The organism is Streptomyces sp. NPDC050674 (genome assembly GCF_040654575.1).
Lineage (GTDB): Bacteria > Actinomycetota > Actinomycetes > Streptomycetales > Streptomycetaceae > Streptomyces.
The window spans coordinates 1-6,276 of sequence record NZ_JBFAIG010000041.1; the positions used below are offsets into that span (position 1 = coordinate 1).

The 6,276-nt window shown below is 73.6% G+C and carries 2 protein-coding genes and 2 pseudogenes; all 4 read left to right on the forward strand.

The features are described from left to right. The first annotated feature begins 175 nt into the window (after positions 1 to 175). Positions 176 to 1,357: an MFS transporter gene (locus tag AB0I06_RS34055; RefSeq protein WP_363122737.1), complete on the forward strand. Its 1,182-nt coding sequence runs from the start codon at positions 176 to 178 to the stop codon at positions 1,355 to 1,357. A gap of 31 nt (positions 1,358 to 1,388) precedes the next feature. Then, positions 1,389 to 3,155, forward strand: coding sequence for a glycoside hydrolase family 35 protein (locus AB0I06_RS34060; protein WP_363122738.1), 1,767 nt, complete (start codon positions 1,389 to 1,391; stop codon positions 3,153 to 3,155). Further along, positions 3,149 to 5,534, forward strand: a pseudogene (locus AB0I06_RS34065) (beta-galactosidase). The gene AB0I06_RS34060 and the pseudogene AB0I06_RS34065 overlap by 7 nt, the downstream one beginning before the upstream one ends. Before the next feature lie 86 nt (positions 5,535 to 5,620). Continuing rightward, positions 5,621 to 6,181: pseudogene (locus AB0I06_RS34070) on the forward strand (LacI family DNA-binding transcriptional regulator); the annotation flags it as partial. Between the last annotated feature and the right edge of the window lie 95 nt (positions 6,182 to 6,276).

Below are 6,276 nucleotides of genomic sequence, written 5' to 3' on the forward strand. Positions count from 1 at the left end.
GCGGGCGCACCCCGACGGCAAGCACCCCATCGGCCCGATCACCTCCGGCATCCTGCGCGGGATCGAGGACGGCTGGTTCCCCTTTGATGTTACCGGTAACATCACCCCTCTGATCCCTCCGTACGCGCCTGTGTCCTCCTCCCACCCCCGCGGTGGCCCGTCCTCCGGAGTCCGCGTGATCGAAGAGCGCGCTGCCCGTCCTTCCCCCGCACCGCCCGGACCCGTGTTCAGCGGGGCCGCCGTGGTCGCCTCCTGCGTGGGCTTCGTGCTGATCGGGGCGTTGCAGGCCCTGTACGGCCCGGCGATCCCGGCGCTGCGTGCGGAGTTCGGGCTGTCGCCCTCCGCGGCGGGGCTGGGGCTGAGCGCGCACTTCGTGGGTGGTGTGGCCGGTGTGCTGCTGTTCGACCGGCTCTACGGGCGGGTCGGCAACCGGCGGATCCTCGGCAGTTCGTATCTGCTGATGGCCGTCGGCGCGGCCGGCTTCGCGCTGGCGCCCGACTGGCCCACCGCCCTGACGGCGGCCCTGCTCGCCGGGTTCGGCTTCGGCGGCATCGACTACGGCCTCAACCAGTTGTTCGCCGTGGGCTTCGGCCACCGTTCGACCGCCATGCTGAACATCCTCAACGCGCACTTCGGCATCGGCGCCATCCTCGGCCCCGCCGTGATCGGCGCGGTCGGCGCCGATCACTACCCGGCGGTCTTCCTCGTCTTCGCCCTCGCCAACCTGCCGTTGCTGCTGTGCCTGCGGGGCGTGCGGAACCAGGCTCCCGCCCCGGCCGGGGAGCGGGCCGGTGGCGGTCCCGTCCTGAGCCGGAGTCTGGCTTCGGTGCTCGCGGTCTTCGTCGTCCTCTACGTCCTGCACGTGGGCATCGAGGCCGGTGTCGGCGGCTGGGAGCCCACACATCTGGAGACCATCGGCTACGGCGCGGGCGTCGCCGCCACGGCCACCTCCGTGTACTGGCTGATGATGACCGTCGGCCGCTTCCTGGTCGCCCCGCTCGCGCTGCGGTTCTCCGCCCAGGCCATCATCACCGTCTCGTGCGCGGGGATGACGGTGTGCCTGCTGGCCGCGACCGTCCCGGCGCTCGCGCCCTACGCCTACGCCGGTGTCGGTCTGTTCATCGCGCCGATCTTCCCCACCGGGCTGCCCTGGCTGAACCGGGCTGCCCCGCAGGCGCGTCGGGCCGGAGCCCTGGTCATCGCGGCGTCCATGATCGGCGGTGTCGCCGCGGGACCGGCGCTGGGCAAGGCCATCGAGTGGTCCGGGGTCCGCGCCGTGCCGCTCCTGCTGTGCGGCGTCTCGGCGCTCTGCCTGGCCGCGACGCTCTGGCTCATCCGGGGCACCCGCTCCCGCTGACTCCACTCCCCCTTCAGAAGGGAAGCCCCGCATGCCCGCCCTGACGACCACGTCCGACGGATTCCTGCTGCACGGCGAGCCGTTCCGGATCATCTCCGGCGCGCTGCACTACTTCCGCGTCCATCCGGGGCTCTGGTCCGACCGGTTGCGCAAGGCCCGGCTGATGGGCCTCAACACGGTGGAGACCTACATCCCGTGGAACCACCACCAGCCCGCGCCCGACGGCCCCCTGGTCCTCGACGGCTTCCTCGACCTGCCCCGCTTCCTCCGGCTCGCCCAGGACGAGGGGCTGCGGGTGCTGCTGCGGCCCGGGCCGTTCATCTGCGCCGAGTGGGACGGCGGCGGCCTGCCCGACTGGCTGACCTCCGACCCGGACGTCCGGCCGCGCACCAGCGACCCCCGCTTCACCGGGGCCGTCGACCGTTACCTCGACCTGCTGCTGCCCGCGCTCCGCCCGCACATGGCAGCGGCGGGCGGTCCCGTCATCGCCGTACAGGTGGAGAACGAGTACGGGGCCTACGGCGACGACAGCGCCTATCTGAAGCACCTCGCCGACGCCTTCCGCTCCCGCGGCGTCGAGGAGCTGCTGTTCACCTGCGACCAGGCCGACCCCGAGCACCTGGCCAGCGGCAGCCTGCCCGGTGTCCTGGCCACCGGCACCTTCGGCAGCCGTATCGAGCAGTCCCTGGCACGCCTGCGCGAGCACCGCCCCGAAGGCCCCCTGTTCTGCGCGGAGTTCTGGATCGGCTGGTTCGACCACTGGGGCGGCCCACACCATGTGCGGAGCGCGGCCGACGCCGCCGCCGACCTGGAGCGGCTGCTGTCCGCCGGGGCGTCGGTCAACATCTACATGTTCCACGGCGGGACCAACTTCGGCTTCGCCAACGGCGCCAACCACAAACACGCCTACACGCCCACCGTCACGTCCTACGACTACGACGCCGCGCTCACCGAGTGCGGTGATCCGGGCCCGAAGTACCACGCCTTCCGCGAGGTCATCGCCCGCCACGCCGCCGTGCCCGACGAGCCCGTCCCGCTCCCGAGTGCCAAACTCCCGCTCACACCGGTCCGGTTGCGCAGCCGGGCGGCCCTGCTGCCCCTCGCCGGCTCACTCGCCCCGCCCGTGCGCACCGATGTGCCCGTGACCATGGACGAGCTCGGGCAGCGCACCGGTTACGCGCTGTACCGCACCACCCTCCCGGCCGGCGGCGACGGCCTGCTGCACTTCGCGGGCGGCGTCGGCGACCGCGCCCAGGTCTTCGTCGACGGCGCGCCGGCCGGTGTGCTGGAGAGCGAACGCCACGACGAGTCGCTGCCCGTACGCGTGCCACGGCCCGGCGCGGCCCTGGAGGTCCTCGTCGAGAACATGGGCGGCGTCAACTACGGCCCCCGCATCGGAGCGCCCAAGGGCCTGCTCGGCCCCGTCTCCTTCAACGGCACGGACCTCACCGGCTGGGACTGCCACCCGCTGCCCCTGGACGACCTGGAGGCGGTGCCGTTCGCCCCGGCCGCCGAGGCGCGGGCCACCGTCCCGGCCTTCCACCGCGGCACCTTCGACGTCGACACGCCCGCCGACACGTTCCTCTCCCTGCCCGGCTGGTCGAAGGGCCAGGCCTGGGTCAACGGCTTCCACCTGGGCCGCTACTGGAACCGCGGCCCGCAGCGCACGCTCTACGTCCCCGCTCCGGTGCTGCGCCCGGGCGCCAACGAACTCGTCGTGCTGGAGCTGCACGGCACCCCCGCCCCGCACGCCCTGCTGACCGACACCCCCGACCTCGGCCCGGAGAACACATGGTGACGCATCTCCTGCGCGTGCCCCCGCCCGCGGCAGCTCCGTTGACCGGCCACCTGCCCTTTGCGGACGCGCCCGGTGTGCCCGACCCGATCGAGGTCACGAGCCGCTGGCTCACCAGGGGCGGCCGCCCCTGGTTCCCGGTCTCCGGCGAGTTCCACTACTCCCGCTACCCGAACGGGGAGTGGGAGGAGGAGCTGCTGAAGATGAAGGCGGGCGGAGTGACCGCCGTCGCCTCCTACGTCATCTGGATCCACCACCAGGAGAGCGAGGGCCGGGTCCGCTTCGACGGCGACCGCGACCTCGGGCGCTTCGCCGGGCTGTGCGCCCGTCACGGCCTCGACTTCATCCCCCGGATCGGCCCCTGGTGTCACGCGGAGGTGCGCAACGGCGGCCTGCCCGACTGGCTGCCGGCCCGGACCCGCGCCCCGCGCACCGACGACCCGGCCTATCTGGAACCCGTGCGCGGCTGGTTCGCGGAGATCGCGGAGCAGCTCGCGGGTCTGGAGCGGGCGAACGGCGGGCCGATCGTCGCGATCCAGATCGAGAACGAGCTCTACGACCAGCCCGGTCATCTGCGCACGCTGAAGCGCCTCGCCCAGGAGGCCGGGCTCAGCGCGCCGCTGTGGACGTCGACCGCCTGGGGCGGGGTCCGGCTCCCGGACGAGGACCTCCTCCCGCTGTACGGCGGCTATCCGACAGGCGTTCTGGACGGAGGCGGACGGCGGCTGGCCCGACACCTGCCGCAAGCACTTCTTCTTCACCCACGAGCGCGACGACGAGGCCATCGGCCCGGATCTGCGGCCCAGGCGGGCGCCCGGCGCCGCCGCCTCGGAAGGCCGGTTCCCGTGGGTCACCTGCGAGTTGGGCGGCGGCATGGCGGTCGCCTACCACCGGCGGCCGCGGGTTGAGGCCGCCGATGTGGGTGCCCTCGGACTCACCAAGATCGGCTGCGGTTCGGTGTGGCAGGGCTACTACATGTTCCACGGCGGCACGAACCCGGCCGGCGAGCTGAGCTCCCTCCAGGAGTCGCACGCCACCGGCTGCCCCAACGACCTGCCCGTCCTGACCTACGACTTCCAGGCCCCGCTCGGCGAGTACGGACAGGTGCGGCCCTCGTACCACGAACTGCGCCTCCAGCACCTGCTGCTGGCCGGCTTCGGGCACCGGATCGCGGCCATGCGGTCCGTGCTGCCCGAGCGGTCGCCCGCCGGGCAGCACGACCGGGACACCCTGCGCTGGGCCGTACGCACCGACGGCACCTCGGGCTTCCTGTTCGTGACCAACCACCAGCCGCACGAGCCGCTCCCGGACCACCCGGACACGGTCTTCACGGTCGACTTCCCGCACGCCTCCTCGCTGACCCTGCCGAGCACCCCGGTCAGGGTCCCCTCCGGCGCCTGCTTCTGCTGGCCGCTCCGGCTGGACGTGGCGGGGCTGCGGCTGGAGTGGGCCACGGCCCAGCCCGTGTGCACCGTCGAGGCGGACGGCCGTACGGTCCTGGTGCTGGCCGCGACCGACGGCATCGCGCCCGAACTCGCCCTGGACGCGGACACGGTGACGAGCGTCACCGCGCCGTCCGGGGAGGTCACGCCGGTCGCCGGCCGCATCCTGGTCAGCGGTGTGCGGCCCGGCACCGACGCCCTGGTGGAGGTGGACGCGGCCGACGGTTCACGCGTCGGCCTGCTGGTCCTGGACGCGGCCACCGCCCGTACCGTCTACCGGGGCCGGGCGTGGGGCGCCGAGCGGCTGGTGCTGTGCGCGGACGGTGTGGTCTTCGACGCGTTCCGGGGCGAGGTGCGGTTGCACAGTCCGGCCGAGAAGCCGTCCTTCGCGGTGCTGCCCGCGCCGGACGCGGCGCTCGTGGTCGCGGATGCCCGGGTCCGGCGGGCGGCGGACGGCGTGTTCACGCGCTGCACGATCGAGACCGGTGCCTCGCCGCACTCCCCCGCGACCGTCGTGTGCGTCCGGCCGGGCGGCCCGGCCCCCGCTCCGGTGACCGGCGTGCGGGGCAGGGCAAGCGTGCCCGCCGACGAGGACGTGGACGCCGCGGCCGCCGAGTACCGGGTGGACGTACCGGAGGACCTGCTGCGCGACCCGTCGGGTGTGCTGCTGCGGCTGCGCTGGACGGGGGACCTGGCGCGGGCCTACGTGGGAGACACTCTGGTCGCCGACCAGTTCTTCTCGGGCCGGGTCTGGGACATCGGCCTCCACCGGCTGCCGGTCGCGGCGCTGCTCGCGGAGGGACTGCGGCTGAAGGTGCTGCCGCTGGCCGGGGACGCGCCCGTGCACGTCCCGGGGCAGTCGGGCGACGCGTGGCGGGAGCCCCGGGTGCTGGACGCCGAGTGGGTGGTGACGCGCCGCCTGCCGGTGCGGACCGGCTGAGGAGCCGTCGGGCACCGCCCGGCCTATGCTGTGCTCCTGCCGGGCGGGTTCAGGACCGCCGTACCGACCCCGAGGAATCACCCGCCATGACACCGAGCGCCACCGACGGCCCCGCGCCTCGGGGCCGCAGCAGGCGCAACTTCGCGGGGGCGCGGCCCGTGATGGCCGACGTGGCCCGGATGGCCGGTGTCTCCAAGCAGACCGTCTCGCGGGTGCTCAACGACCATCCGGCCGTGCGCCCCGGGACACGCGAGGCGGTCCTGGCGGCCATGCGCACGCTCGGCTACCGGCCCAGCCGCAGCGCCCGGTCCCTGGCCAGCGGCAGGACCCGGATGCTCGGGGTCATCTCCTTCGACGCCGCCCGGTACGGGCCCGCCTCGATCCTGACCGCGATCAACACGGCTGCGCAGAAGGCCGGTTACCTCGTCAGCTCCATCGCCCTGGACACCGCCGACCACGACACCGTCGTCGAGGCCGTGAACCGGCTGTCGGCCGAGGGCGCGGACGGAGTGATCGCGATCGCGCCGCAGCTGTGGGTGGGCCGGGCGCTGGCGGAGACGACCGATCTGGGCACCCCCCTGGTGGTGCTGGAGAACGCCCTCGACGAGGGTACGCCCCTGATCACCGGCGATTCCCGCACCGGAGCGCCCGAGCGCCTTGCCGGGCAGTTCGACCTTCGCGCCCAGCTCCACGAGCTTCTCCATGAAGTTCTCGTAGCCGCGGTTGATGAGGCCGATGCCGT

Excerpts from the sequence above, each read along its gene's own strand:
- AB0I06_RS34060 (WP_363122738.1), top strand. The coding sequence starts at position 1,389 with ATGCCCGCCCTGACGACCACGTCCGACGGATTCCTGCTGCACGGCGAG.